The sequence below is a fragment of the Actinoplanes oryzae genome, from assembly GCF_030757795.1.
Lineage (GTDB): Bacteria > Actinomycetota > Actinomycetes > Mycobacteriales > Micromonosporaceae > Actinoplanes.
The window spans coordinates 1-24,691 of the sequence record NZ_JAUQWH010000033.1 but is presented as its reverse complement, the minus strand read 5'-3'; the positions used below and the strand labels follow the sequence as shown (position 1 = coordinate 24,691).

Annotated in this window: 20 protein-coding genes and 2 pseudogenes; 9 read left to right on the top strand and 13 right to left on the bottom strand. The window is 74.0% G+C overall.

Features of this window, described 5'->3' with window-relative positions:
- Positions 1-3: 3 nt before the first annotated feature.
- Both RBH18_RS13875 and RBH18_RS13870 read left to right on the top strand, forming a co-directional pair.
- Entirely contained in the window at positions 4-1,404 is a 1,401-nt protein-coding gene (locus RBH18_RS13875; RefSeq protein ID WP_306207617.1) for an FAD-binding oxidoreductase, read from the top strand.
- Positions 1,405-1,440: 36 nt separating this feature from the next.
- Positions 1,441-2,523: a M20 family metallopeptidase gene (locus tag RBH18_RS13870; RefSeq protein ID WP_306207615.1), complete on the top strand. Its 1,083-nt coding sequence runs from the start codon at positions 1,441-1,443 to the stop codon at positions 2,521-2,523.
- A gap of 6 nt (positions 2,524-2,529) precedes the next feature.
- Here RBH18_RS13870 and RBH18_RS13865 read toward each other — a convergent pair whose 3' ends face one another.
- Entirely contained in the window at positions 2,530-3,366 is an 837-nt protein-coding gene (locus RBH18_RS13865; RefSeq protein ID WP_306207613.1) for a LysR family transcriptional regulator, read from the bottom strand.
- A gap of 98 nt (positions 3,367-3,464) precedes the next feature.
- Between RBH18_RS13865 and RBH18_RS13860 the strand changes: the two genes are divergently transcribed.
- From RBH18_RS13860 to RBH18_RS13845, 5 genes and pseudogenes are all read left to right on the top strand, one after another.
- Positions 3,465-4,190 (top strand): alpha/beta hydrolase, encoded by a 726-nt coding sequence (locus RBH18_RS13860; RefSeq protein WP_306207611.1) that lies wholly within the window; start codon positions 3,465-3,467, stop codon positions 4,188-4,190.
- Positions 4,187-5,071, top strand: a pseudogene (locus RBH18_RS44115) (ketopantoate reductase family protein); the annotation flags it as partial. The gene RBH18_RS13860 and the pseudogene RBH18_RS44115, both read left to right, overlap by 4 nt.
- Positions 5,072-5,173: 102 nt before the next feature.
- On the top strand, positions 5,174-5,992 hold the full coding sequence (locus RBH18_RS44110; protein ID WP_372338912.1) for a sulfurtransferase: 819 nt from the start codon (positions 5,174-5,176) through the stop codon (positions 5,990-5,992).
- Positions 5,989-6,420, top strand: a complete 432-nt coding sequence (locus RBH18_RS13850) for an LLM class flavin-dependent oxidoreductase (RefSeq protein ID WP_306207607.1) — start codon at positions 5,989-5,991, stop codon at positions 6,418-6,420. Before RBH18_RS44110 ends, RBH18_RS13850 begins: the two co-directional genes overlap by 4 nt.
- Positions 6,417-7,748 (top strand): FAD-binding oxidoreductase, encoded by a 1,332-nt coding sequence (locus RBH18_RS13845; protein ID WP_306207605.1) that lies wholly within the window; start codon positions 6,417-6,419, stop codon positions 7,746-7,748. The genes RBH18_RS13850 and RBH18_RS13845 overlap by 4 nt, the downstream gene beginning before the upstream one ends.
- Positions 7,749-7,772: 24 nt before the next feature.
- Here the strand turns inward: RBH18_RS13845 and RBH18_RS13840 are convergent, their stop codons facing one another.
- Positions 7,773-8,699 carry a phosphotransferase family protein gene (locus RBH18_RS13840; RefSeq protein ID WP_306207603.1) on the bottom strand — a complete coding sequence of 309 codons (927 nt, stop codon included), beginning with the start codon at positions 8,697-8,699 and terminating at the stop codon, positions 7,773-7,775.
- A gap of 95 nt (positions 8,700-8,794) precedes the next feature.
- Between RBH18_RS13840 and RBH18_RS13835 the strand changes: the two genes are divergently transcribed.
- A complete protein-coding gene (locus RBH18_RS13835; protein ID WP_306207601.1) occupies positions 8,795-9,937 on the top strand; it encodes an LLM class flavin-dependent oxidoreductase in 1,143 nt (380 codons plus the stop codon).
- A gap of 142 nt (positions 9,938-10,079) precedes the next feature.
- Here RBH18_RS13835 and RBH18_RS13830 read toward each other — a convergent pair whose 3' ends face one another.
- From RBH18_RS13830 to RBH18_RS13790, 9 genes are all read right to left on the bottom strand, one after another.
- Positions 10,080-10,985, bottom strand: coding sequence for a GNAT family protein (locus RBH18_RS13830; RefSeq protein ID WP_306207599.1), 906 nt, complete (start codon positions 10,983-10,985; stop codon positions 10,080-10,082).
- 516 nt (positions 10,986-11,501) lie between these two features.
- The gene (locus RBH18_RS13825; protein ID WP_306207597.1) at positions 11,502-12,599 is read right to left on the bottom strand and encodes an LLM class flavin-dependent oxidoreductase; all 1,098 of its coding nucleotides are present in this window, start codon (positions 12,597-12,599) and stop codon (positions 11,502-11,504) included.
- Positions 12,596-13,618, bottom strand: a complete 1,023-nt coding sequence (locus RBH18_RS13820) for an LLM class flavin-dependent oxidoreductase (RefSeq protein ID WP_306207595.1) — start codon at positions 13,616-13,618, stop codon at positions 12,596-12,598. The genes RBH18_RS13825 and RBH18_RS13820 overlap by 4 nt, the downstream gene beginning before the upstream one ends.
- Positions 13,615-14,922, bottom strand: a complete 1,308-nt coding sequence (locus RBH18_RS13815; protein ID WP_306207593.1) for an NtaA/DmoA family FMN-dependent monooxygenase — start codon at positions 14,920-14,922, stop codon at positions 13,615-13,617. Before RBH18_RS13815 ends, RBH18_RS13820 begins: the two co-directional genes overlap by 4 nt.
- Complete coding sequence (locus tag RBH18_RS13810; protein ID WP_306207591.1) at positions 14,915-16,039, bottom strand: LLM class flavin-dependent oxidoreductase; 1,125 nt, start codon at positions 16,037-16,039, stop codon at positions 14,915-14,917. Before RBH18_RS13810 ends, RBH18_RS13815 begins: the two co-directional genes overlap by 8 nt.
- Positions 16,036-17,640 carry an ATP-binding cassette domain-containing protein gene (locus tag RBH18_RS13805; RefSeq protein ID WP_306207589.1) on the bottom strand — a complete coding sequence of 535 codons (1,605 nt, stop codon included), beginning with the start codon at positions 17,638-17,640 and terminating at the stop codon, positions 16,036-16,038. Before RBH18_RS13805 ends, RBH18_RS13810 begins: the two co-directional genes overlap by 4 nt.
- On the bottom strand, positions 17,637-18,389 hold the full coding sequence (locus tag RBH18_RS13800; protein ID WP_306207586.1) for an ABC transporter permease: 753 nt from the start codon (positions 18,387-18,389) through the stop codon (positions 17,637-17,639). Before RBH18_RS13800 ends, RBH18_RS13805 begins: the two co-directional genes overlap by 4 nt.
- A 256-nt stretch (positions 18,390-18,645) precedes the next feature.
- Complete coding sequence (locus RBH18_RS13795) at positions 18,646-19,557, bottom strand: ABC transporter permease (protein ID WP_306207584.1); 912 nt, start codon at positions 19,555-19,557, stop codon at positions 18,646-18,648.
- Between the two features lie 94 nt (positions 19,558-19,651).
- Positions 19,652-21,253, bottom strand: a complete 1,602-nt coding sequence (locus RBH18_RS13790; protein ID WP_306207582.1) for an ABC transporter substrate-binding protein — start codon at positions 21,251-21,253, stop codon at positions 19,652-19,654.
- 478 nt (positions 21,254-21,731) lie between these two features.
- On the opposite strand from RBH18_RS13790, the gene RBH18_RS13785 reads away from it, so the two are divergent.
- Positions 21,732-23,285 carry a cellulase family glycosylhydrolase gene (locus tag RBH18_RS13785; RefSeq protein ID WP_306207580.1) on the top strand — a complete coding sequence of 518 codons (1,554 nt, stop codon included), beginning with the start codon at positions 21,732-21,734 and terminating at the stop codon, positions 23,283-23,285.
- 141 nt (positions 23,286-23,426) lie between these two features.
- Here the strand turns inward: RBH18_RS13785 and RBH18_RS13780 are convergent, their stop codons facing one another.
- Positions 23,427-24,452, bottom strand: a complete 1,026-nt coding sequence (locus RBH18_RS13780; RefSeq protein WP_306207578.1) for an aldo/keto reductase — start codon at positions 24,450-24,452, stop codon at positions 23,427-23,429.
- Between the two features lie 35 nt (positions 24,453-24,487).
- Positions 24,488-24,691: pseudogene (locus RBH18_RS13775) on the bottom strand (flotillin family protein); the annotation flags it as partial.

The window sequence follows — 24,691 nt, the reverse complement described above, 5'->3', positions numbered from 1 at the left end:
CGCATGCCGCTGTCCCGTCGTCACCTGCTCCTCGGCGCCGCCGCCCTGCCGTTGACACCTCCGAGGCCGGACTGGGCCGCGCTCGACCGGGCGCTGGACGGCACGCTCGACCTGCCCGGGACGGCCGGCTACGAGCGCAGCCGCACGCTCGTCGACCCGCGCTTCGACGGCATCCGGCCGCCCGCGGTCGTCCGATGTGCCCACACCGGCGACGTCACGGAGACTGTGCGGTTCGCGCGCCGGTCCGGGGTGGCGATCGTCACTCGCGGCGGCGGCCACTCCTACACGGGGGACTCCACATCGGCGAGCGCGCTGGTGCTCGACCTGCGCCGGCTCGACGGGGTCGCGCTCGACCAGGGCACGGCCACGGTGGGCGGCGGCGCCACGCTGATGACCGTCTACAACGAGCTGGGCGCGCGCGGGGTGTCCGTACCCTCCGGGTCGTGCGGGTCCGTCGGCATCGGCGGCGTCACGCTGGGCGGGGGCATCGGCCTGGGGGCTTCCGCGTACGGGCTCACGTGCGACGCCGTCCGCGCCGCCGAGATCGTCACGGCCGACGGGCGCCGCCGCACAGTGGACAGTGCGCGCGACCCGGACCTGTTCTGGGCGTTGCGCGGCGGAGGCGGCGGCCAGTTCGGCGTCGTCACCGCGTGGCACCTGCGCACCCACCCCGCCCCGGCGACGGGCACCTTCGTCCTGACCTGGCGGTGGGCCGACGCCGCCCGGGTCGCCGCGGGCTGGCAGGCGCGGCTCGCCACGGCGCCCGGCGAGGCCTGGTCGGCGTGTCAGTTCGGCTCGTCGGCAACCGGCGCGTTGTCCGTACGCGTCTCCGGCACCGTCCTGGGCGGCGACGCCGACGCCGAGGTCGCCGCCCTGGTCCGCGCGGTGGGAAGGTCGCCCGCGAAGGCGGTGACGGCCCGCCGGCCGTACCTCGACGTGGTCCACGACCGGGCGGGCTGCGCCACGGCGGCCGCCTGCGCGGTGCGCTCGACCGAGCTCGTGGGCAGCGAGATCTTCCGCCGCCCGCTGCCCGCCCCCGGCATCGCCGCCCTGCTGTCCGCCGTGGAGCGCCGCGCCCGCGCCCGCCGCCCGGGCGTCGCGAAGCTCAAGCGCATGACCGGCGCGGTGGCCCGGGTGGCCCCGGACGCGACCGCCTTCCCCTGGCGCGGCGCCAACACCATGCTGCAGTGGCTGGTCGAGGACGCCCCGCCCGCCGACGCCTACGCCTGGATCGACGCGGGCCACCGCGCGATGGCCCCCTGGTCGGCCGGCCGCTACGTCAACTACCTGGAGCCGGACCCGCGAGCCCTGCCCCTCTACCACGGCCCGCACCTCGACCGGCTCCGGCGCATCCGCGCGGCAGCCGACCCCGGCCGCCTCTTCCGCTCGCGCTACGCGCTCTGACCGGTGCCCGGCGCGGCCGGGTGACATCATGGCCGGATGGACGAGATCGTGGCCGCCGCGCGGGAGCTCATCGCGATTCCTTCGACCGCCGACCGGCCCGCCGAGCTCAAGCGGGCGCTCGATCACGTGGTGGCGTACGCCGGGCCGGGCTTTGAGGTCGAGTGGTTCGAGTCGCACGGCAAGCCCAGCGCGCTGCTGTGGACGGGCGGGCCACGGCCGCGGTTCCGGGTGCTCCTCAACGGGCACGTCGACGTCGTCCCGGGCACCGGCGAGCAGTTCCGGCCCCGGATCGACGCCGGTCGCCTGTACGGCCGGGGCGCGCACGACATGAAGCTGGCCACCCTCGTCCTGACCGACGTCTTCCGCGAGCTGGCGCGCGAGGTCCCGTACCCCCTGGGGCTGCAGCTGGTCACCGACGAGGAGGTCGGCGGCTTCCACGGGACGGCGCACCAGATCGCCGAGGGGGTCGAGGCCGCCTTCGTGGTCATCGGGGAGCAGAGCGCGCTGCGGGTCGTCAACGAGAGCAAGGGCATCCTGCAGATCCGGCTGCACGCGACCGGCCGCACCGCCCACGCCGCGTACCTGTGGAACGGCGACAACGCCCTGCTCACCCTGCAGGCGGCGATCGGGCGGCTGCTCGAGCGCCATCCGGTGCCGGCCGCGGAGGAGTGGGTCACCACGGTCAACGTGGCGCGCATCGAGACCCCGGACAGCGCCGTCAACCAGGTGCCCGGGGTGGCCACCGCGTGGCTGGACATCCGGTTCCCGCCCCAGGACAGCGAGCTCACCGGGAAGACGGCCGCCGAGCTGACCGCGTACCTGGAAGGTCTGTGCGGGGTGCGGGTGACCGTCGACAACCTGGGCGCGCCGCACTGGGCCGACCCGCACTCCGGCGACGTGGCCCTGCTGCAGGCGGCCGCGCGTGAGGCCGGCTACAGCGGCGACCTGCTGCGCAAGCACGGCGCGGCGGACGGCCGCTTCTACTACGCGGCGGGCACGGACGCGGTCATCTTCGGCCCCGGCGGGGACGGCCTGCACGGCCCCGAGGAGTACGCCGACCTGGCCACCGTGGCGCCGTACAGGCAGGCCCTGACGTCCTTCCTCCGCTCGCTGGGCTGACGGCGCTCAGGCGGCGAGGGCGGCGCGCAGGGCCCCGCGCACGGTGGCGGCCAGCTCCGGGTCCGCGCCCTGCCGCGTGCGGAAGCCCAGGGCGGCGGGCTGCACGGGCGGCAGGTCCGGGCGGGCGGTGAGGCCCTCGGGCGCGTCGCCGGAGTCGGCCAGCAGGGCCACGCCGAGGCCGGCCCGGGCGGCGTTGGTCACGCCCGCGGAGTAGCCCGCGTCGCAGACCACGTACGGGTTCAGGCCCTGCCCGGTCAGCGCCTCGAGGGCCCGCTTGCGGAGCAGGCAGGGCTGCTCGATGGCGACGACCGGCCAGGGAGCGCCGGGGGCCGGTTGCTTGAAGGTCGGGGCGGCGTACCAGGTCAGGGGCAGCGACCCGACCGGCTCGGTGACCGCGCCGGACACCTCGGACATCGCCACGGCCAGGTCCAGGGTGCCGCGGTCGACGGCCTCGTCGAGCCGGGCCGTGCGGTCGACCCGGAAGCGCACCTCGAGCCCGTCCAGCGCCGCCGTGACGATGGGCAGGATGAGGTCGGCGGCGTGCTCGGTCGTGCCGACGGTCACCGTGGTCACGGCCGGGCGGACCAGGCGGCGGACGGCGTCGTCGTGGGCGGCGAGGATGCGGCGGGCGTCGGCGAGCAGCAGGTGGCCCTCGGCGGTGAAGGCGGTGCCGCGGCCGCGGCGCTCGACAAGCGGGTGACCCACGGCCCTCTCGAGGCGGCGGACGTGCTGGCTGACGGCCGGCTGGCTCAGGCACAGCGCCTCGGCGGCGCGGTGGAAGCCGCCGCAGTCGGCGACGCCGACGAGGCTGCGCAGGGCCACGATGTCGAGTACAGGTCCCATGCCCGGGACGCTAGCAACCGATTGATAACAGACTGTTGTCGATGACGATTCGGGATCGTAGTTGGACGCGGGCGGGTCCGGAAGGTCAGGATCTGACCATGAGCGACCAGTGGAACGAGCCCGAGGGGATCAACCCGCGCGGCACCGTCGTCGTCGCGGCGGGGCGCGGCGAGACCCCGGAGGTGTACGCGCGGTTCGGCCGTCGCCTCGCCGCCGACGCCTACCGCGTCCGGGTGCTGCCGGACGTCACGAGCGACCTGGCGGCGAGCGTCGCGGCGGCGGAGAAGCTGCTGCTGAGCGAGGAGGCCCCGCACGTCGTCGTGGGCTCCGACACGGGTGCGCTGTTCGCGCTGGCGCTCGCCGCCCGGGGCACGCCGGGGCTCGACGGCCTGGTGCTGGCGGGGCTGCCGGTGCCGCGGCAGGCGCCCGCGCTCGGCATCGACCTCGGCGGCCACGAGGCGAGCCCGCAGGCCTGGTCCGAGGCCGACATCGAGGCCCGCACCGCCTGCCCCAACCACCAGCGGGTGCTGAGCGGCGCCGGCGCCCTCTCGTCGGCCCCAATTCCTACCGAACTGACGGGAAATGTGGGTCCGGTCGCCCTGCCGGTCCTCGGCCTGCACGGCAGCGCCGACCTGATCAGCCCGCTCGGCCGGGCCCGCGGCCACTACCCCGCCGGCCCGGTCGCCGCGCTGACCGTCATCGAGGGCGGCCGCCACGACATCCTCAACGACGTCACGCACCGCACCGTCGCCGCCCTGGTCGTCCAGTTCCTGGAACGCTTGCGACTGGGTACGGACCTGCCCGCGATCGCGGTGGCCGCATGACCCGCCTGATCGTCATCGGGGCGGGGGCGGTCGGCGCGTCGCTCGCCGCCGAGCTGCACACCGCGGGCCGCGACGTGCTGCTGGTCGCGCGTGGCGCCCAGCTCGCGGCCCTGCGCGCCCGGCCCCTGACCTACGTACGCCCCGACGGCCCCCGCCACGTGCACATCCCCGTGGCGGCCGGCCCCGGCGACGTCGAGCTGCGCGAGGGCGACGTCCTGGTGCTCGCGGTCAAGAGCCAGGACACCGAGGCCGCCGTACGCGCGTGGGCCTGGCGCCCGGTCAAGCGCACCGACGGCAGCACCGGCCTGGCCGCCACCGACCTGCCGCTCCTGACGGTCCAGAACGGCCTCGCCAACGAGCGCACCGCCCTGCGCTGGTTCGCCGAGGTGATCGGCACCGTGATCTGGATCCCCGCCCAGTTCACCGAGGCCGGCACGGTCCTGTCCCCCGGCGCGCCCGTGCCGGCCGTCCTCTGGCTCGGCACGACCGCCCGCAGCGCCGTCGCCGCGGCCGAGCTGCGGGCCGGCGGGTTCGACGTGCGGGAGGTCGCCGACATCGGCCCGTACAAGGCGGGCAAGCTCCTCGGGAACCTCTACAACGGCCTCGACGCCCTCTACGGCGACACCGAGCTGCGCCGGCGGGCCCTCGCCGAGCTGCGCAGGGAGGCCCGGGAGGCGTTCGCCGCAGCGGGAGTCGCCGTCCAGACCCCGGACACCGGCGACTTCCACGTCGCCGAGCTGCCCGGCCACCCGCGCGGGCACAACTCCACGTGGCAGAGCCTCGCCCGCGGCGCCGCCCCGGAGACCGACTACCTGCACGGGGAGGTCGTGCTGCTGGCGCGCCTCTCCGGGGCCCGGGCGCCGCTGAACGCGGCGATCCAGGCCCGGGTGCAGCGGGCGTACGCGGACGGGACCGCCGCCGGATCCCTGGACGACGCCGACCTGCTCGCCACCCTCCCGGCGCTCGCCGGCCGCCGCGCCGGGGTGCTGGTGACGGCCGCCGAGCTGTACCAGCGCCTGGCCGGACCGCAGCCGCCGGTGCTGCTCGACGTCCGGTGGGCGCTCGGCGACCCGCACGGCGAGCAGCACTACCGCGACGGGCACCTGCCGGGCGCCGTCTACGTGGACCTCGACACCGAGCTGGCCGGCCCGCACGCGCCCGGCGCCGGCCGGCACCCGCTGCCGGCCGTCGCCGATCTGCAGACGCACGCCCGCCGGTGGGGCGTCACCCGCAGCCGGGGCGTCGTCGTCTACGACAACAGCGGCGGGCTCGCCGCCGCCCGGGCCTGGTGGCTGCTGCGCTGGGCCGGGGTGGACGACGTCCGCATCCTCGACGGCGGCCTCGCGGCCTGGGCGGCCGAGGGCTACGCGCAGGCCACCGGCGCGGCCGCGGCGCAGCCCCCGAGCCGGATCACCCTGACCGGCGGGCACCTGCCGACGCTGACCGCCGACGAGGCCGCGGCGCTGCCGGCGACCGGGGTGCTGCTCGACGCGCGGGCCGGTGAGCGCTACCGCGGCGAGGTGGAACCGATCGATCCGCGGGCCGGGCACATCCCGGGCGCGGTGAGCCGGCCCACCGGCGAGAACCTGGCGGCGGGGGACGTACCCGTGTTCCGGCCGGACCTGCCCGAGCGCTTCGCGGACCTGGCCGGGCAGCGCGTCGGCGTCTACTGCGGCTCCGGGGTGACCGCCGCGCACGAGATCGCCGCGCTGGCCGTGGCGGGCATCGACGCGGCGCTCTATCCCGGCTCGTGGTCGGCGTGGAGCTCGGACCCGGCGCGCCCGGTGGAGACGACGCCGTGACCGTCACGTTCATCAAGGCCGACGAGCCCGTGCCGGCCGACGCCCGCCCCTCGCTGGTGGTGCACCTGATCGTCGCGGCCACGGACGAGCTCGCGTGGGACAAGGCCTACCGCATCCTGGCCGACCTGCAGGCCGACGCCGGGGACGAGCCGCCGCCCGCCGACCCGGAGGCCCGGCGGCTGCTCGACCTGGCCGCCCGCGGCGAGCACCACGACCGGGCGCTGTGGACGCCGATCATCACCGCCACGAACGCCGCCGAGCCGCCCGCGCTGGTCGGCTCGTACGCGACCGTCGCGGCGGCCCTGCGCGACTACGCCGAGGCGGGGTGCGAGCTGATCGTGCTGCGCGGGTTCGACCCGGTCGTCGACGCGTTCGACCACGAGCGGTTCGTGCTGCCCCTGGTGCGCCGCTCGCCGGTGACACCGTGACCGCGCCCGGGTGGCTCGCGGGGACCGGCGTGGCGTTCAGCGTGGACGCGGACGTGCGGGCGTCGCGGCGTACCGACCGGTCCGGCTGGTCTCCCCCCGGCGAGCCGGCGGCGGTCGTCTTCCCGGCGGGCCCCGCGGAGGTCCAGGCCGTCCTGGGTGCGGCCCACGCGGCGGGTACGCCCGTCGTGCCCCGCGGCGCCGGGACGAGCATGACCGGCGCGGCCACCGCGGGCGCCGGCACCGTCGTGCTCGACCTGTCCCGGATGAACCGCATCCTCGCGATCGACCCGGTCGACGGCGTCGCGGTCGCCGAGCCCGGCGTGATCACCGCCGACCTGGACCGGGCGGCGGCGGAGCACGGCCTCGGCTACGCCCCCGACCCCGCGAGCTTCGAGATCTCCACCATCGGCGGCAACATCGCGACGAACGCGGGCGGGCTGCGCTGCGCCAAGTACGGCGTCACCCGCGACTCCGTCCTCGGCCTCGACGTGGTCCTCGCCGACGGGCGCCGGATCAGCACGGGCACGGCCACCGTCAAGGGCGTCGCGGGCTACGACCTGACCGGCCTGTTCGTCGGCAGCGAGGGCACCCTCGGCGTGATCGTCGGGGCGACGCTGCGCCTGCGCGTGATCCCGCCCGCCCGGGCCACCGTCGCCGCCTCCTTCCCGGACGCCGGGGCGGCCGCCGCGGCGTGCGCCACGCTGCCCGTCCAGCCCGTGCTGGCCGAGCTGCTCGACGCCGCCACGATCGCCGCCATCGACGCCGCCACCGGTGCCACCCTGGCGGCCCGCGGCGGCGCGCTGCTCATCGTCCAGACCGACGGCGCCGGCGAGGGCGAGCTGGTGGCCGCCGCCCTGGCGCCCGCCGCCACCTCCGTCGAGGTCAGCACGACCGGCACCGACCTGCTCGCCGCCCGCCGCCAGGCCCTGCCCGCGATCGAGCGCCTCGGCCGCCCGCTCATCGAGGACATCGCGGTCCCCCGCTCCCGCGTCGCCGAGGCGATCACCGGCATCACGGCGATCGCCGAGGCCCACGGCGTGCGCATCTGCACCCTCGCCCACGCCGGCGACGGCAACGTCCACCCCATCATCGTCACCGACCCCGCGGAGCCGGGCATCCCGCCGGCCGCCGCGGCCGCCGCCGACGCCATCTTCGAGCTGGCCCTGAAGCTGGGCGGCACGATCACCGGCGAGCACGGGGTGGGCACGCTGAAGCGGGAGTGGCTGGCGGCGGAGCTGGGACCGGTGCAGCACGCCCTGCAACGCGGGCTGAAGGATCTCTTCGACCCGCGCGGCATCCTCAACCCGGGCAAGGTCTTCCCGTCCTGAGCCGGGCAGGCGCCGCGGGCCCGCTCACCGGCGCAGGAGGTCCTGCAGGTCGGGCAGCCGGCCGTACAGCTCGGGCAGGCCGCGCAGGCCGGCGCGGACGGACTCGTGCGACAGCGCCGGCTCGGGGCCGGTGGCGGCCTCCGCGCCGGTCAGGCAGCGCAGGACGTGCCACCTCGTGTGCCCCAGCCACCCCCCGATCAGGTACGCGAACCAGCCCGGCCCCGGCGGCGGCAGCGTCCCGCCGCCCGCGGCGTAACCGTCGAGGACCGCCCGGAAGACGGCGGGCCGGACGTCGTCGAACCCGGGCCCCTTGGCGATGCCCAGCGCGGTCGACCCGAGCTCGCCGGACAGGTCGAGCAGCCCCGACAGCTCCCAGTCGAGCACCACGGGCCGGCCCGCGCGGGCGAGCAGGTTCCACGGCTGGATGTCGCGGTGGGTGAGCACGATCGGGCCCGGCCGCTCGCAGGTGGCGGCGAACTCGGCGATCGCGAGGAACGTCTCCACCCGGGCGGCGAGCTCGCCGGCCCACGGCTGCCCGGTCGCCGTCGCCCGCGCGGCCAGCTCGGGCCAGTCGCGGGACACGGGCTCGCCGGCCGCCGGGCCGCTCCAGGCGACGTCGAGGGCGTGCAGGCGCGCGAGGATCTGCCCGACCTCGAACGCGTACGCCGGGGGCACCGGCTCCTCGGGCACCGGCTCGCCCCGCACCCAGCGGTGCACGAGCATGTGCTCGCTCGCGGCGATCGGCTCCGGCATCGGGATGCCGGCCGCGAAGGCCGCCCGCTCGAAGCGGAACACGTCCGCGGCGCGGTAGGGCACGCGGCGGCCCTGGACGGTCAGCTCCTTCACCGCGAACGAGCCCTGATCGGTGTCCAGCCGGAACATCCGGTTGGCGAAGCCGCCGTGGACCCGGACCATCGGACCGGCCGGCACGCCCAGACGAGAGAGGTCCACCCCGCGGAAGCTACGGCCGCCGGGCCTCCGGGGCAACCGATTTGTTCGTGCACGCACCCTATCGAATCGATAGGAGAAGGGGATAGTCTCGGCGCATGTCTGAGCTTGTCTTCCACTGGTTCCTGCCCACCAACGGCGACAGCCGTGACATCGTCGGCGGCGGGCACGGGACGCCGGTCGGGTCCGCCGGCGGGATCCGGCCGCTGACCATCGGTTACCTGGGGCAGATCGCGCGCAGCGCCGAGCAGCTGGGCTTCGTGGGCGCGCTGACGCCGACCGGCGCCTGGTGCGAGGACGCGTGGCTGACCACGGCGATGCTGAGCGAGGTGACCGAGCGGCTCAAGTTCCTGGTGGCGTTCCGCCCCGGGCTGATCTCCCCCACGCTCGCGGCGCAGATGGCGTCGACCTTCCAGCGGCTCAGCGGCGACCGGTTGCTGCTCAACGTGGTGACCGGCGGGGAGTCGCACGAGCAGAGGTCGTACGGGGACTTCCTCGACAAGGACGCGCGCTACGCCCGTACGGCGGAGTTCCTGAGCATCGTGAAGGCGCTGTGGCGCGGCGAGACCGTCGACCACGAGGGCGAGCACCTGCGCGTCGAGGGCGCGAAGCTGAGCCGGGTGCCCGACCCGATCCCCGAGGTCTACTTCGGCGGCTCGTCGAAGGCCGCGGGCCCGGTCGCCGCGGACCACGCCGACGTCTACCTGACCTGGGGCGAGCCGCCCGCGCAGGTCAAGGAGAAGCTGGAGTGGATCCGGTCGCTGAACCCGGGCCTGCGCTTCGGCATCCGCCTGCACGTCATCGCCCGCGACACCAGCGAGGCCGCGTGGGCCGAGTCCGAGCGGCTGCTGCGCGGCATCTCCCCGGCCGACATCGCCAAGGTGCAGGAGGGGCTGCGCCGCAGCGAGTCCGAGGGGCAGCGGCGCATGATCGACCTGCACGGCGGCAACCGCGACGGCCTGGTCGTGAGCCCGAACCTGTGGGCGGGCGTCGGCCTCGTCCGCGGCGGCGCCGGCACGGCCCTGGTGGGCAGCCACGTGGAGATCGCGGACCGCATCGAGGAGTACGCGGCCCTGGGCATCACCGAGTTCATCCTGTCGGGCTACCCGCACCTCGAGGAGGCGTACTGGTTCGGCGAAGGCGTCCTCCCCGAGCTGCGCCGCCGCGGCCTGTGGCGCCACCCGGCAGGTGACGCCGGGACCGCGGCGGCGAGCGTGCCCTTCGCCGGGGTGGCCCGCTAGCCAGACCATGCCGGGCTGACGCGGCGAGCGGGCCCTTCGCCGGGGTGGCCCACTGGCCGGGCCGGACCATGTCGAGCCGGCGCGGCGAGCGGGCCCTTCGCCGAGCTGGCGCGGCTAGCGCGCCCTTCGCCGGGGTGGCTCGCTAGCCGGGCCAGACCATGTCGAGCTGGCGTTCGTGCACCCGGTAGCCGTTGCGGGCGAACGCCCTCGCCATCGGCACGTTCCCGACGTCCGTCGACGCCCGGATCCGCGGCGGGTCCTGGGCGGCGAGGATCCGGGTGCCCTCGGCCAGGATGTCGTCCACCAGGCCACGGCCGCGCAGCTCCGGCACCACCCCGATGTACGCGAGCACGTGGTTGTAGCCGTTGTGCGACGGGATCACGAACCCGGCCGGCGTGCCGTCCGGCAGGGTGGCCACGCGCCACCAGTCGCGCGGGCCGGTGTAGCGGGTCAGCTCCTCGTCGTACTGGGTGCGGGCCTGCTCGTGCGGCGTCATGCGGGTCAGCTCGTCCCGGCTGTGCGCGTCGAGCGTGCCGTCGAGCACCCGCACCATCAGGCCGAGCAGCTCGTCGTCGCTCGCCGGCCCGCGGAACAGCAGCCGCGGCGACGGCGGCGCGATCGGCGTGCCGGGCTCCCACTGCAGGCGCAGGCGCTCGACGAGCAGCTCGGCGCCGGTGTGCGCCATCGCCCCGAGGCGCAGCTCGGTCTCGCGCCGGACGCCGGGGTCGTCGTGCCAGTCCGGCGGCACGAAGCGCAGGTACTCCGCGGGCCGGCCGACCGTGGCGAGCGCCTTCTCCAGCAGGGACACCCCGGCGCCGAGGTCGGTCAGGTCGAAGATGTCGAGGCAGAACGGCTCGGGGTCGTGCGGGCGCGACCAGAAGCCCACCCGGGCCAGCGGCCGGTCACCGTCGAGGGCGAGCCACAGCCAGTGGTGGTGACGCCGGCCGGCGGCGAGGTCGCCGGCCACTTCGCGGTTGAGGACGTACGGGAAAGCGTTGAAGAGATCGATCTCATCCGGCCCGCTGATCGGGCGCAGGTCGAGGGTCACAGCCAACTCCAGGAGTGAGAAACGTGCGGGACATCGCTCAACCTCCTTCCGCATGGTCCGGATGTGTCGCAGCAGGTCTACCGCCTGCCTGGAACGCCCTGCAACCGATTTCTCCAGATGTCAGCCGGCCGGAGATCCGATCGCCGTGCTGGGCAACTCCTCCGGCAAGATGATCGCCCGGCACGTCGCCCACGCGCTGCGCCCGCAGGCGCTCGGGCTCGCCCCCGTCGCCGGCCTCTCCGTCGCCCCGCGCGCGACGTCCTGCCCGCACGGTGCTCCGCCACGAGCCGCGGATCGTGCCGCTGCTCGGGCCGGCGCTCGGGCCGGCGCCCGGGCTGGCGCTCGGGCCGGCGCTCGGGCCGGCAGGACGACGTCGCCGGCTACTCCGACGCCTGGCGCCGCGCCGCGCACTACTCCCGGGCGACGTTCGCCGTGCTCGACGCGGCCGGGCACAACACCGTGCCCGAGCAGCGGGCCCTGTGCCTGGCCCTGATCGCCGACTGCCTGACGCGGGCTCTACCCGTACCACTTTTTCGCGAGCAGCTCGTAGGACCGCACCCGGTCCGCGTGGTCGTACGTGATGGTCGTGATCAGCAGTTCGTCGGCCCCGGTCACGCGCTGCAGCGTGCGCAGCTTGGCGGCGACGGTCGCGGGTGAGCCCACGAACTGGGTCGCCGTGCGGTCCGCCACGAGCGCCCGGTCGTCGTCGGTCCACGACTCGTAGAGATCCTCGGCCGGCGCCGGGAAGGGGATCGCGCCGCGGCCGGTGCGGATGCTGTGCACCCAGGCGGCGTAGGGGGAGGCGAGCTGCCGGGCGGTCTCGTCGTCGGCTGCCACCACGACGTCGGCCGACACCATGACCCGCGGGGCCGGCAGCACGCCGGGCTGGAACGCGTTCCGGTACGCGGAAACCGCTTCCAGGACGCTTGCCGGCGCCACGTGGTAGTTGGCGGCGAAGGGCAGCCCGCGGGCACCGGCGATCTGCGCGCTCTCGCCGCCGCTGCTGCCCAGCAACCAGATCTGCAGGTCGGCGCCCTCGCCCGGCACGGCGTGCGCCTCGTTGCCCTCGGCGTCGCGGATCGGGCCCGCCAGCAACGCCTGGATCTGGTCCAGCACCTCGCGGAAACCGGTTCCCGCCCCGCCCAGCAGCGACGCGAACAGCTTGCTCCGCGCGGACGCCAGCAGCGGCGCGAACGAGAACGGTTCCGGGATGAGCAGCCCGTCGACCACGTGTGCCCCGGCGACGGGAACCGGTTCCCGTGGCGTTTCAGTACGCTTCTGCGCCGACCGGCCCAGCCCCAGATCGAACCGCCCGGGATACAGCGCGTCCAGCAGCCCGAACTGCTCCACGATGGCGAGCGGCGTCAGATAGCCGGTCTGCACGGCGCCCGAGCCGAGCCGGATGTGCGAGGTCGCCGCGGCGATCTGCCCGAGCAGCAGCGCGGGCTGCGAACTGGCCACGCCCGCGGTCAGGTGATGCTCGGCCACCCAGTAGCGGGCGTAGCCGGCCTGCTCGGCATGGCGGGCCAGATCGAGCGTGCGGCGCAGGGCGTCCCCCGCACCGCCGCCGGCCACGAGCGGGGACAGGTCCAGAACAGACAGCGGTACGGTCACAGCGCGCCTCCCAGCGGCCGGCTCGGCACGGATCGGCGCAGCTGCGGCGCGATCTCGCTCTGGAACAGCTCCAGCGTTTCCCGGTGCTGCTTGTCGGTCAGGCCGTCGGCGTCGGCGTGCAGGTGCATCACCTCGTGGCCGAAGACCGAGTGGTAGCGCAGCACCTTCTCGACGATCTGCTGCGGGCTGCCCACCAGGATCGAACTGCGCTCGATGGCGTCCTCCAGCGACGTGAAGACGCGGTGGGGGAACAGCGCCTGCCGCCGCTCATAGATGGGCCGGTAGACGGCAATGGCTTCCTGCGACGTCCTCGCCGCGTAGTAGCCCGCCGAGCCGGCGCCGACCAGCGCGCGGGCCGGATCGTGGCCGTAGTGGGCCCAGCGTTCGCGGTAGTGGGCGATCAGGTCGGCGTACGGCTGGATGGGGTTGGTGACGTTGGCCGAGAACAGCGGGTCGCCGTAGCGGGCGGCCAGGTCGGCCGACGCCTGGCTGGTGGCGCTGCCGTGCCAGACCCGGATCGGCTGCTGCAGGGGCCGGGGCCACACCTCGGCGTCGACCAGCGGGGGCCGGAAACGGCCCGACCACGTGACTTTGTTGTGCCGCCAGAGCGTCCGGAACAGCTCGTAGGACTCGCGGTTGCGGTCCCACTGGTCCTCGGCGGTGACGTGGAACAGCCTGGCCTGCGCCGCGCCGTTGCCCTTGCCGATGATGAGCTCGAGGCGCCCACCGGAGAGGTTGTCGAGGGTGGCGTAGTCCTCATAGGCGCGGACCGGGTCGAGCAGGCTCAGCGTGGTGACCGCGGTGAAGAGCCGGATCCGTGAGGTCAGCGCCGCGATGTGGCTGAGCACCACGGGCGGCGACGAGGAGACGAAGGGCCGCTCGTGGCGCTCGCCCACCCCGAAGCCGTCGAAGCCCAGCTCCTCGGCCAGCAGCGCGTTGTCCACCACCTCCCGGAAGCGGGCGCGGCTCCCGTTGTCCTGGTCCGGCTGGCTGATCAGCGTGATGAGCAGGAACTTCATGCGAGCCCCAGGTGGCCGCGCAGGGTGTCCGCCGTGTACTCGGTGCGGAACACGCCGCGCTCCTGCAGCAGCGGCACCACGGTGTCGACGAACTCGTCCAGGCCGCCGGGCGTGAGGTGCGGGACGAGGATGAAGCCGTCGCAGGCGCCGGTCTGCACGTACTCGTCGAGGGAGGCCGCGACCGAGGCCGGCGTGCCGATGAACGACTGCCGCCCGGTCACCTCGATGATCAGCTCGCGGATGGACAGGTTCTTGGCCTCGGCGCGGGCCCGCCACTCGGCCGCGGTCCGGTGCCGGTCGTGCGTCTGGGCGGTACGCCCCTGGATGATCGTGTTCTCGTCGTCCAGCGGGTCCACCTCGGGCAGGGGGCCGTCGGCGTCGTACGCGGACAGGTCCCGGTTCCAGACCTGTTCCAGCAGCAGGATCGCGGTCTGCGGGCTGACCTGCTGGCGGCGGATGTGGTGCGCCTTCTCCTGCGCGTCCGCCTCGGTCTCCCCCAGCACGTACGACACCCCGGGGATGATCTTGAGCGAGTCCGGCGACCGGCCGTAGCGGGCGAGCCGCGCCTTCACGTCCCGGTAGAACTCCCGGCCGTCCTCGAGCTCGTGGTGCCGGGAGAAGATCGCGTCGGCGCGCGAGGCCGCGAGCTCCCGGCCGCCGTCGGAGTCGCCCGCCTGCAGCACGACGGGATGCCCCTGCGGGCTGCGCGGCACGGAGAACCTGCCGCCGATGTCGAACTGCGGGCTGCGTACGGTGAAGTGCCCGGTGTCGGCGAAGAATCCGGTGTCCCGGACCGGTTCCAGCTTGTTCCAGGAGTCCCACAGCACCCGCGCGGCGTCGATGAACTCGCCGGCCCGCGTGTACCTGTCGGCGTAGTCGAGGAAGCCGCCGCGCCGGAAGTTCTCCCCGAAGAACGCGCCCGAGGAGGTGACGACGTTCCACGCCGCCCGCCCGCCGGAGAGGTGGTCGAGGGTGGCCAGTTGCCGGGCCAGCTCGTACGGCTCGTGGAACGTCGCGTTGAGCGTCCCCGCCAGCCCCAGATGCGTGGTCACCGCGGCGAGCGCCGACAGCACGGTCAGCGTGTCCGGGCGGCCGACCACGTCCAGGTCGTGGATGAGTCCCCGCTGCTCGCGCAGCCGCAGGCCCTCGGCGAGGAAGAAGAAGTCGAACTTGCCCCGCTCGGCCGTCCGCGCGAGGTGCACGAACGAGTCGAACGCGATCTGGCTGCCCGCGGCGGGGTCGCTCCAGACGGTCGTGTTGTTCACGCCGGGGAAGTGGGCGGCGAGAATGATCTGCTTAGGCAACGGAGATCCCCTCCGGCGAGTAGCGGTTGACGGCGACCGGGAGCCCGAGGCGGGTGCGCAGGTCCCCGGGCTCGTAGGAGGTACGGAAGACGCCGCGGTCCTGCAGCACCGGCACCAGCAGGCGGGTGATCGCCTCGAGGTCGAAGGGCAGGGCGCCGGGCCGCAGCCGGAAGCCGTCGACACCCGCGGCGCGCCAGCTGATCAGCAGGTCGGCCAGCTGCTCGGGCGAGCCGGCGAAGATGAGCGCGTCCGACTGCCACGGCGTCAGCTCGTCCAGCCGCGCGCGCCGCGCCACCGCCCCCGCCGCGTGGTCGTCCAGGAAGACCACCAGGTCGGCCAGGACCTTCAGCGACGGGTCCAGGGCCCGGACGATGCCGGCGGCCTCCTCGGCGGACGACGGCGTCACGAAGACCACATCGGCGCTGCGCGCGGCGAACTCGTACGGGACGGTGGCGTGCGCGAGCGCGGTCACGACCGGCTGGCCCTGCGGCGGCCGGGGCACGATGGCCGGCCCCTTGACCGAGAACCACTTCCCCGCGAAGTCGATGTAGTGCAGCTTGTCCCGGTCGACGAACCGTCCCGTGGTGGCGTCGCGGATGATCGCGTCGTCCTCCCAGCTGTCCCAGAGCCGCCGCACCACCTCCACCGCGTCGGACGCCTCGTCGAACAGGTCCCAGACGCCCTCCCCGGACAGGTCCACCTCCCGCCGCCCGAGCAGCCTGTCCTCGCCGGGCCGCGCCGACACCCGGGCCTGCCAGCCGCCCCGGCCCCCGCTCACGTAGTCGAGCGTGGCCAGCGCCGACGCCAGGTGGAACGGCTCGGTGTGCGTGGTCGTGGCCACCGGCACCAGCCCGATGTGCCGCGTCACCGGCGCCACCCGCGACGCGACGAGCACGGCCTCCAGGCGCCCGTTGATCTCGGTCGCCGCGGCGGACGGCGGCCCGAACGTGTCCTCGAACGTCACGAAGTCGAGCAGTCCGGCCTCGGCCTCCCGCACCAGGCGCACCCAGTGCCCGGGGGTGAAGACGGCCGCCGGGTCCAGCGGTGAGGTCCGCCACGCGGCGGGGTGCCAGCCGAGCCCGTCGAGGGCGACGGCGAGCGGGAACGGGGACGTCATGACGAGACCTCCAGGGTCGGTACGGCCGCCAGCAGCGCGCGGGTGTACTCATGGGCGGGCGTGGTGAAGACCTCGGCGGCGGTGCCGTGCTCGACCACCCGCCCGCCGCGCATGACCAGCACGCGATCGGCCAGGTGGTGCACGACGCCGAGGTCGTGCGAGATGAGGAGCAGCGCGGTCCCGTCCCGCTCGCGCACGTCCGCGAGCAGGTCGAGCACCTGCTTCTGCACGGACACGTCGAGGGCGGAGACCGGCTCGTCGCAGATGATCAGACTCGGCCGCGGCGCGAGGGCCCGGGCGATCGCCACCCGCTGCCGCTGCCCGCCGGACAGCTGCCGCGGATAACGGCCCAGGTGGCTCTCGCCGAGCCCCACGCGCTCCAGCAGCGGCAGGACCTCACCCCGGGGCGCGGCCTCGGCGACGATCCGGCCGACGGTCCAGCGCGGATCGAAGGACGACAGCGGATCCTGTGAGATGAACTGCATCCGGCGGCGCGACGGCCGGCGGCGGCGCTCGGGGACGCCCGACCACGGCGCGTCCCCGAAGGTGACCTCGCCGCCGTCCGGCGCGACGAGCCCGAAGAGGATCTGCGCGACGGTCGTCTTGCCCGAGCCGGACTCGCCGACCACGCCTACGACCTCACCCCGGCCGACGGTCACGCTGACGTCGTCCACCACGGTCTGTTTCCCGTACGTCTTCCGCAGTCCCGCCGCCCGCAGCACCACCCCCGCCCGGGGTGCCGCCGCCCGGCGCGGGCTGAGTGCCGCTGCCGCGACCAGCTTCCTGGTGTACGGGTGCCGGGCGCCCGCCAGCAGCGACGCCGTCGGCCCCTCCTCCACGACCACGCCGTCCTTCAGCACGAGCACCCGGTCGGCGAGCCGCGCCACGACGGCGAGGTCGTGGCTGATGAGCAGCAGCGTCTCGCCGGCCGCCCGCCGCTCGGCCAGCAGCCCGAGAATCTGCGCCTGCACGGTCACGTCGAGCGCGGTCGTCGGCTCGTCGGCGATCAGCAGCGGCGGCCGCGCGGCGATGGCGGAGGCGATGAGCGCCCGCTGCCGCAGCCCGCCCGACAGCTGATGCGGGTACTGCCGCGCCCGCCGTTCCGGCTCGGGCACGTGCACCTCGGCCAGCAAGGTCTCCGGAGTGTCCCCGCCGGCCCGGCGCACCCGGGCATCGTCCCGGCCGGGCTCCTGCCGGGCGGCGGGGCGTATCTGGCCGGGCTCCTGCCGGAAGGCGGGGCGTGTTTGGCGCCGGTGGACGCGCAGCACCTCGCCGATCTCCGCCCCGACGGTCCGCAACGGATCGAGCGACACGAGCGCGTCCTGCAGAACCAGACCGGCGAAGCCGCCGCGCACGCGCCGCCAGTCCCTTTCCCCGTACACCCGCGCGTCCCGGCCGTCGATCGTCAGCTCGGCCGCGGTCACCGTCGCACCGGGGCCGGCCAGCCCGACGAGGGCCCGCGCGGTGACACTCTTGCCCGACCCGGACTCCCCGACGATCGCCACGCACTCGCCGGCCTCGATCGAGAAGGACACCCCGCGCACGGCCCGTACCTCGCCGAAGGTGACATGCAGGTCCCGGACCGCCACCAGCGTCGTCATCGCGCCTCCCGCCCCTCGAAGCGACGCTGCCAGTGCCGGCCGGCGACGGTGAGCGAGACGACGGTGAGGGTGACGACCAGCCCGGGCAGGACCGAGGCCCACCAGGCGATCCGCAGGTAGCCCCGGCCGTCGGAGAGCATCGCCCCCCACTCCGGCGAGGGCGGCTGCGGCCCCATGCCGAGAAAGCTGAGCCCGGCGGCGACCAGCACCGCCTCCCCCAGCCCGATCGTCGCCAGCACCGGGACGGGACCGAGCACATTCGGCAGCACATGCCGCATCACGAGCCGGAGCCGGCTGTCCCCGAACGCCACCGCCTGCGTCACATAGCCCGCCCGCCGCACCACGAACGTCTGCGCCCGCACCACCCGCGCGTAATGCGGCAGCGTGGCGACCCCGATGGCGACGATCAGGCTCGTGGTCCCCGGGCCGGCGATCGCGATGAACAGCAGCGCCAGCAGAATCAGCGGGAACGCCGACAGCGCGTCGATTCCCCGGCTGAGCGCCTCGTCCGCGTACCGGTGCGAAAGCCCGGCCACGACCCCCACCACCACTCCGGCAGCGACCGCGAGCAGGGTCGCGGCCGCTCCGATCGCCAGCGAATGCCGGGCGCCGTGCACGACCCGATCGAACACGTCGCGCCCCAGCTGGTCGGTCCCGAACCAGTGCGTTGCGCTGGGCGCCTGCAACACGTGCAGCGGGTCGGCGCGCAGCGGATCACCCCCGAGCAGTGACGGCCACACCACAGCCACCGCCGCGACAACAAGAAACGCCGCGGCGCAGATGACACCGGCCCGTCCGCCCCCACGACGTCGCCGCCCGACTGCGCTGCCCGCGTCTCCCCGGCCTCCCCGGGACACGCCCTCGGCTTGCGCCCGGGTGACGCCGTCATCCCCCAGCTGGATGACCCCGTCAGCCCGCGATGAGGCGACATCGTCAGCACGCCGCTGGGTGACGGTGTCAGCTTGTCGCTGGGTGACGGTGTCAGCTTGTCGCCGGATGACCATGTCAACTCCTCCGCAGGCGTGGGTCGACGATCAGGTAGGCGAGGTCGGCCACGGTGTTCAGCACCACGTACACGGCGGCCGACAGCACCACGACGGCCAGCACCACGGGCATGTCCTTGCTGGTCACGGCGAGCAGGGTGACCGAGCCGAGCCCGGGCCGCCCGAACACCGACTCGATGATCACCGCGCCGCCCAGCAGCACCCCGAACAGCCATCCCACCAGCGCGATCGCCGGCAGCAGAGCGTGCCGCAGCGCATGCCGGACGAGCACCGCGCTCTCCCTCAGCCCGCGCGACCGGGCGGTGACCGCGAACGGCTCGTCGAGCGCCCGGTCCAACCCGTCGCGCAGAACCTGCGTGAGCACCCCGGCCACCGGCAGCGCCAGCGTGAGCGCCGGCAGGACGAGCGCCGAGATGCCCTTGTCACCCGAGACCGGGAACCACCCGAGCCGGAACGAGAACACGCTCAGCACCACGATCCCGATCAGGAACGGCGGGGTGGACACCAGCACGAGCTCCGCCGACGAGCTGACCCGCCGCGCCCACGGCCGCCGGGTGGTCAGCGCCAGCACCAGCGCACAGCCAACCCCGAGCACGGCCGCGGCGGTCGCCAGCCGTACCGTCGGCCCCAGCTGCGCTCCGATGACATCGCTCACCGAACGCTGCAACAGATACGACCGCCCGAGATCCCCATGGGCGACCCGCCCGAGATAGCTGACGTACTGCACGATCTCCGGCCGGTCCAGCCCCCACTCCTCGATGATCCGGGCCCGGATCTCCGGAGTATCGGCCCCATCACCGACGATGGTGTCCACGGTGCTCCCGGGCGCCGCCAGCAGCGCCAGATAGGCCGCCGTCGCGGCAACCCACAGAACCACCAGACCCGACACCACCCGCCGGACGACAGCGCTCACTGCACACCACCCAGCCCCACAGCGCGGGGCAATCCAGCGGCGGATCCATGGCGGCCCACCCCAGCCAGCCATGCGACAGGGTGGCGGGTGGGGGTCATTTGGCGAGCCAGATGGCGGCGGCGCCGGCGGGGACGCCGGCGGTTGGTTCGAAGCCCAGGCCTCCGACGGAGCGGCTGGCGGCGAGCTGGTCGGCCGGGGCGTAGAGCGGCAGGATCAGCGCCTGCTCGGTGATCACCTTCTGCTGGATCTTCGCGTAGGTGGCGCGGCGCTTGTCCGGGTCCGCGGTGGCGACGCCCTCGGCCAGGAGCGCGTCCAGGCCGGGGTCCTCGAAGCCGGTGCGGTTGATCGCCCCGCCCGAGTGGAGCAGCAGGTCCAGGGCCGCGCCGGCGTCGGTGTCGGCCCGGGAGTTGTCGAAGACCTCGTACTCGCCGTCCGCGAGGGCCTTGGTCGCGGTGCCCTGGTCCACCACGGACACCTGCAGGTCGATCCCGGCGCTCTGCTTGACGGCGGCCTGCACGGTCTGGGCGAGGATCTCGCGGCGGTCCCGGACGAAGGGCGCCGACTGCACCAGACGTACGGTCAGGCGCCTGCCGTTCCTCGTCCGGAACCCCTCCGCGTCGCGGGTGGCCCAGCCGGCCTCGTCGAGCAAGCGGTTCGCCTCGGCCGGGTCGCCGGAGTACGTGTTCTCGAGGCTCTTGTCGTACAGCGGGCTGGTCGGGCTCACCACGCTCCACGCCCGGGTGGCGGTCCCCCGATAGACCGCGTCGAGCACGGTCGGCACATCCACCGCCTCCCGGAACGCCTGCCGCACCCGGACGTCGTCGAACGGCGCGTGCGCGATGTTGAAGTAGTACGAGTACGCCGATCCGGAGTTGAGACCCTTGCTGAACGCGAGGTCCGGGTTCGAGGTGATCAGCGCCTGGTCGGTGGCCGGCACGCCCTCGATGACCTGCACCTGGCCGGAGCTCAGCGCCCCGACGCGGACCGACGGCTCCTTGAGGAACCGGTACGTGACCTCGTCCAGATAGGCCGGCCGCGAGCCCCCGTACGCCGGGTTGCGGGCGAAGTGGACCTCCTGCCCGGGGACGTACCGGTCGAGGACGAACGGGCCGGTGCCCTTGAGCTCGGGGCCGCCGGCCTTGAGGTCCTTGGCCTCCTTGAGCGACTTCGGGCTGACCACGGCGCCCTGCGGCGAGGAGAGGAAGTCGAGGAACAGCACGTCGGGCCGGGTCAGCCGGAACACGACCGTGTCCGGGGCGGGCGTGGTGACCGCGCCGAGGTTGCGCAGCTGCACGGCGGCGACCTGCGGGGCGTACCCGGGGCTGCGCAGTTGATCGATGTTGGCCTTGACCGCCGCCGCGTCGAAGGGCGTCCCGTCGCTGAAGGTGATGCCGGTGCGCAGCTTGACCGTGTACGCCTTGCCGTCCGCGGCCGCCTCGTAGCCGGTGGCCAGCCAGGGCCGGTAGCCGCCCCGCTCGTCGTGCGTGAGCAGCGCCTCGAACGTGTTCCAGACCAGGAGGCGCGCCTTGGCCTGCGCGTACAGGTGCGGGTTGAAGGTGATCGGCTCGGTCTCGATGCCCCAGGTCAGCGAGCCGCCGCTGACCGGTTGCCCGGCGTCGGCGGTGGTCTGCGGGGAGGCGGAGCAGGCGGTGAGGGCGAGCGCGAGGGCGGTGACGGCTACGGCGAGTCGGCGCACGGAGGAAACTCCTGTCGCTGTCCATGCAGGGAAGGCGAGGTGTCCCGTCGCGGGAGGTCGCCGGCGGCGACCTCGGCATCGAGGCCCCGGCGGCGGGGAGCGTGCGGTCGCCGGCGACGCATCGACGCCCCGGCGGCGGGGGCGTGTGGTCGGCGACCTCGGCATCGAGGCCCCGGCGACGGGCAGGGCGTGCCGCCGGCGGCATCGGGGCCGCCGGCGACGGGGAAGGCGTGCTGTCAGCGGCGACAGGACGCACCGGCACGGCGGCACAGGTCGATGCTGAGCCGCCGGACGAGGAGCACCGGAGCTGGCATATCTATTTCCTATAGCCGAAATAGGATTACCGCAAGGGTTCTGTGATCCCCGTCCATCGTCCGCACCGGCCGGCACCGGTCGCGGAAACACCCCGGACACCGGCAAGACATCGATGGTTTACGATGCCGGGAGCGCTCCCACCACGTCGGGAAAGGGGACTTACATGAGGTCGAGGATCAGAAAGGCCGGGCTCGCCTCCCTCGCGGCAGCCCTGGCCTTCGCCGGGGCGGTGCACGGCGTCACCAGGGCCGCCGCGGCCGACGTCACGGCCCAGCTGAACGCCACCCAGCTGGTCGCCGCCATGGGCGCCGGCTGGAACCTCGGGAACAGCCTCGAGGCCAGCACCAACGGCATCCCGGGCGAGACGGCCTGGGGCAACCCGGTCGTGACGCAGGCGCTCATCGACCGGGTGCAGGCCGCCGGTTTCAAGACGATCCGGATCCCGGTCTCCTACCTGGGCACCATCGGCGCCGGGCCGAACTACCCGGTCAGCGCGGCGTGGCTGAACCGGATCCAGGAGGTCGTCGACTACGCCCACCGCCGCGGCCTGTACGTGCTGATCAACATGCACGGCGACGGCTACAAGACCGTCACCGGGTCCTGGCTGATCTGCGACGCGGCCGACCAGGCGACGATCAGGGACAAGTACCAGAAGGTGTGGCAGCAGATCGCCACCCGGTTCGCCGGCTACGACGACCGCCTGATCCTCGAGTCGATGAACGAGAACTTCGACGGCCAGTACGGCAACCCGACCGAGCCGTGCTACTCGAACATCAACGCGTACAACCAGATCTTCGTCGACACCGTGCGCCGCACCGGCGGCAACAACGCCTCCCGCTGGCTGCTCGTGCCCGGCTGGAACACCAACATCGACCACACCGTGGGCAGCGGCTTCGTGCTGCCCACCGATCAGAACCGGTCACCGTCCGTCCCGGCCGGCGAGCAGCGCATCATGATCTCGGTGCACTACTACGACCCGTGGGACTTCACGGGCCAGGAGGACGCCACCATCACGCAGTGGGGCGCCGGCGCGACGAACCCGGCGAAGAAGTCGGTCTGGGGCCAGGAGGACTACCTGGACGGCCAGCTGAAGAAGATGTACGACCGGTTCGTCACGCGCGGCTACCCGGTCTTCGTCGGCGAGTACGGCTCGATCGACAAGACGACGTACGACTCCGCGAGCAACCGCTACCGTGCGGACTACGCGCGGGCCGTGGTGGCCGCGGCCAGGAAGTACGGCGCGGCGACCGCCTACTGGGACAACGGCTGGAACGGGCAGCACGGGTTCGGCCTGTTCGACCGGAGCTCGGCGACGGTGACGCAGCAGGGCATCATCGACGCGATCATGAGCGCGGCCGGCGGCGCCCAGCCCACCACCCCGCCGCCCAGCACCCCGGCCCCGGCCGGCACCTGCCGGGTCACCAGCGCGGTCAGCGCCTGGAACACCGGCCTGACCAACAGCGTCACGATCACCAACACCGGCACCGCCGCCGTCACCGGCTGGACCCTGGTCTTCACCCTGGCCGCCGGGCAGACCTTCGTCTCCGGCTGGAGCGCCGCCTTCACCCCGGCCGGCGCGACCGTGACCGCGGCCGACGCCGGCTACAACGCCACCCTGGCGCCGGGCGGCTCGGCCACCATCGGCTACCAGGCGAGCCACACCGGCAACGCGGCCGCCCCGACCGGCTTCAAGCTCAACGGCACCGCGTGCAGCTGAGGGGTTTCCGGGCGCAACCACGCACGGACGTAGCCGCGCGGCCGGGGCCGCTCAGGGGCGCCCAGCGCCCCTGGCCCCGGCCGTGCGAGCCCTCGGCGTGAGCGACGGTCTGTACGCCCCACCCCGCTACGACATCTGCTTCTAGATTTTGATCTTGCGGTCGCGCTGCGCCACTCCCTGCGGCCCGTACGGGTACTCGCCGACGACCGGCGTGCTCGCCTCGGTGAGCAGCTCGGTCTCCTTCTCGGACAGGCGCAGGTCCGCGGCGCCGAGGTTGTCGTCGAGCTGCTCGACGGTGCGCGCGCCGAGGATGACCGAGGTGACCGCGGGGCGGGCGGCGAGCCAGGCGAGGGACACCTGGGACATCGACACGCCGCGCTCCTCGGCCACGCCGCGGACGGCGTCGAGGATGCGCCAGGTACGGGTGTCGGAGTTGCGCGGGCCGTACGCCTCCATGCCGCGGCCCGGGTCCTCGCCGAGGCGGGTGGCGCCGGTGGGAGCGTTGTCGCGCTGGTACTTGCCGGTGAGCCAGCCGCCGCCGAGCGGGGACCAGGGCAGGATGCCGATGTTCTCGTTGCGGCACACGTCGACGAGCTCGAACTCGATCTCGCGGACGAGCAGGTTGTACTGCGGCTGCAGGGTGACGATCGGCGCGAGCCCGCGGAACTGGGTGAGCAGCGCCGCCTTCTGCAGCTGCCAGCCGAGGAAGTTGCTGACGCCCACGTAGCGGATCTTGCCGGCGCGCACGGCGTCGTCGAAGAAGCCGAGCGTCTCCTCGAGCGGGGTCAGCGGGTCCCACGCGTGCGCCTGGTAGAGATCGATCGTCTCCACGCCCAGCCGGCGCAGGCTGGCGTCGAGCGCCCGGGAGAGGTTGACGCGGGTCAGGCCGGCGGCGTTCGGGTCGTCGCCCATGGGGAAGCGGCCCTTGGTGGCGATGACGAGCCGGTCCCGTACGCCCGGCCGCGCCGCGAGCCACCGCCCGATGACCTCCTCCGACGCGCCCTGCGAGTAGACGTTGGCGGTGTCGACGAAGTTGCCGCCCGCCTCGACGAACCGGTCGAGCTGGGCATGCGACACCTCCTCGCTGCTCTCGTTGCCGAACGTCATCGTGCCCAGGCACATCGACGACACGATCGTGCCCGTACCACCGAGTCTGCGATATTCCATGACCTCGATATCCCTCCCCCGGGCTGCGTCAAACCCTAGGCTTCGTGGCCGTTGACCACGCTGCTGCCCGCCGTCAGCCGGGCCAGCAGGGCGGGCAGGTCGATGCCGGTCAGGTCGGTGCCCAGCTGCAGGCCCTGGGTCACGTTGTTGGCGACCGACTTGGTGAGGTTTGAGGCGCCGTCGGTCGAGATGACGGTCAGCTTGTCGATGCTGCCCATCGGGGCGCTGGCGGCCTCGAC

Excerpts from the sequence above, each read along its gene's own strand:
- RBH18_RS13810 (WP_306207591.1), bottom strand. The coding sequence starts at position 16,039 with ATGACGTCCCCGTTCCCGCTCGCCGTCGCCCTCGACGGGCTCGGCTGG.
- RBH18_RS13865 (WP_306207613.1), bottom strand. The coding sequence starts at position 3,366 with ATGGGACCTGTACTCGACATCGTGGCCCTGCGCAGCCTCGTCGGCGTC.
- RBH18_RS13820 (WP_306207595.1), bottom strand. The coding sequence starts at position 13,618 with ATGAAGTTCCTGCTCATCACGCTGATCAGCCAGCCGGACCAGGACAAC.
- RBH18_RS13870 (WP_306207615.1), top strand. The coding sequence starts at position 1,441 with ATGGACGAGATCGTGGCCGCCGCGCGGGAGCTCATCGCGATTCCTTCG.
- RBH18_RS13785 (WP_306207580.1), top strand. The coding sequence starts at position 21,732 with ATGAGGTCGAGGATCAGAAAGGCCGGGCTCGCCTCCCTCGCGGCAGCC.
- RBH18_RS13805 (WP_306207589.1), bottom strand. The coding sequence starts at position 17,640 with ATGACGACGCTGGTGGCGGTCCGGGACCTGCATGTCACCTTCGGCGAG.
- RBH18_RS13860 (WP_306207611.1), top strand. The coding sequence starts at position 3,465 with ATGAGCGACCAGTGGAACGAGCCCGAGGGGATCAACCCGCGCGGCACC.
- RBH18_RS13780 (WP_306207578.1), bottom strand. The coding sequence starts at position 24,452 with ATGGAATATCGCAGACTCGGTGGTACGGGCACGATCGTGTCGTCGATG.
- RBH18_RS13835 (WP_306207601.1), top strand. The coding sequence starts at position 8,795 with ATGTCTGAGCTTGTCTTCCACTGGTTCCTGCCCACCAACGGCGACAGC.
- RBH18_RS13875 (WP_306207617.1), top strand. The coding sequence starts at position 4 with ATGCCGCTGTCCCGTCGTCACCTGCTCCTCGGCGCCGCCGCCCTGCCG.